The sequence below is a fragment of the uncultured Fibrobacter sp. genome, assembly GCF_937877005.1.
In the GTDB taxonomy this organism is placed as follows: Bacteria; Fibrobacterota; Fibrobacteria; order Fibrobacterales; family Fibrobacteraceae; genus Fibrobacter.
Window position 1 is genome coordinate 1 of the sequence record NZ_CALEFV010000058.1, and the last position, 1913, is coordinate 1913.

A 1913-nucleotide genomic window follows, 5' to 3' on the forward strand; every position below is an offset into this window, starting at 1 on the left:
GGGCTTTCAGCTTTCGGTGGCGGCGACTATGGGAATCTTGATGGGGGGTACCTGGAACCCGCTTAAAAAGCTGCCCGAAGAACTCCAGAAGAATAAATGGTGGGCGCGCCTGCAAGCGCTTGTGGTGGAGCCGACTTATGTGACTTTATGCGCCACGCTATCGACGGCTCCGTTCCTGATACACCATTTCAAGACTCTTTCGCCATTTGCGTGGCTTGGCAATATTGTGGTGGTGCCTGCGATTTCCATGGGCATGCAGGCGGGACTTTTTGCGCTGCTTTCGCCGTTTGATATTTTGCGGGAGCATTTTTGCTATGCGGCGCGGTTCTTTTTGCGACTAGCGTCGCTTTTGACTCGCTTGCTGTCGGATTCTTCGCAGGCGTCGGTGACTGTCGGGCCGTTTGACCCTTCCATATTGCTTTTGTGCGGAGTGTTGATTGTCTTGATGCCTGTTGCGGGTAAAAACAGGATTGCCCGGCGTTTTTCACTTTGCTGCATGATTCTTTTTGCAATAACCTTTGCCTACAAAGGCTATTACGCCATTGTCAAGCCGAGCTGGAAATTGACGGCTATCGATATCGGACAGGGCGATAGCCTCTTGCTTACGACGCCTTCGGGCTCCCATATTCTTGTCGATGCCGGCGATATCAAACGGCAAGATTCCGGGAAAGACATCATCGTGCCGTATCTGCACCATATCGGGGTTTCCAAGCTAGACGCCTTGGTCATCACACACCCAGATCAGGACCATTTTGGCGGTGCAGCTTCGATCATCAAAATGTTTCCGGTCAAGGAACTCTGGCTAACAGATTGCGCAAGAATCGACGAAAAAGAAAACTGGCAGCAGGTAATTTCCGAAGCCTACCGGCGCGGCATTCCCATCCGCGACATTTCTCGCGGAGTACTGTACAAAGAAAAATTCTTTGAAATCAAGGTGATTCACCCCGATACCAAGCACTGCGTAGATGCCAACACGCAAAGCATTTCGTTTCGGGTAAAGGGCCTCGGGCGTTCGGCTATCTTGACCGGCGACCTAACCGTGCAAGGCGAAAAAGAAATCATGAAAACGGATGTCTATTTGAAAAGCGACGTGCTTAAACTCGGCCATCACGGTTCAAAGACGTCGAGCAGTCGAAAATTCCTGAATCGGGTCAATCCGGAACTGGCGCTGATTTCGAGCGGCCGCAAGAACCGTTTTCGCCACCCGAGCAAGCAGGTGATTCAAAGGCTTGATTCGCTTAAGATTCCGTATTTGAATACCGCTGAAAAAGGAACGATTGATGTGGTATTCCGTGCGGACACGATTCTTGTTAACACTATGATAGAATGATTTAAATGAACAAAGTCATTCCACATCCCACACTACACATTCCGCATTTACAATGCGGTCTGTACGTAAAGCCCGATGCTCTTTTGGTCGTTGTTGTCATCCTGCAGAACGCCGATGTCGAATTCCAGGCGCACGCGTGTGCTACCGAAGGCCAGTTCCATTTTCGGAATAATGTCGACCATAAAGTCATCGCGGAAATGTCCGACGCTTCCGCTTGAGGTAATTTCGATCATGCAAAGAAAGCTTCTGCCAAAGTGCAACGTCGGAATGGTGCCGAAAGCGAATTTGACATAGCCGTCATCTCCGGTAACGCCGTCAAAAAAGCCGGCGCGGGCTTCGTAGGTGTTCGAAAAACTACTTGCAATATAAACTTCTTTGCCGTAGGTCAGCACCATGGCGCTACCATTGTTGCGGTTGAGCCCAAAATAGCCGTCCAATTCGACAAATCGGCCGGCACCCATGCGGTATCTTCCGCCGATGTCGATGGAGGCTTCCATGTTGTCCATCTGGTTGTAGGTGTACATGTCCACCTTGGCGCCTAATTCCCATTCTTTGTTGAGCGCCCCTAGAATGTTCACGGGGA

At 50.5% G+C, this 1913-nt stretch carries 2 protein-coding genes; one reads left to right on the forward strand and one right to left on the reverse strand.

Translation table 11 applies throughout. The features are described 5' to 3' along the window. Positions 1-1330: DNA internalization-related competence protein ComEC/Rec2 (locus Q0628_RS03335; protein ID WP_298768160.1), on the forward strand; the 1330-nt coding region annotated here is incomplete at its 5' end. Positions 1331-1377: 47 nt separating this feature from the next. On the opposite strand, the gene Q0628_RS03340 is transcribed toward Q0628_RS03335, so the two are convergent. Next, on the reverse strand, positions 1378-1913 hold a 536-nt coding region (locus Q0628_RS03340), incomplete at its 5' end, for a hypothetical protein (protein WP_298768161.1).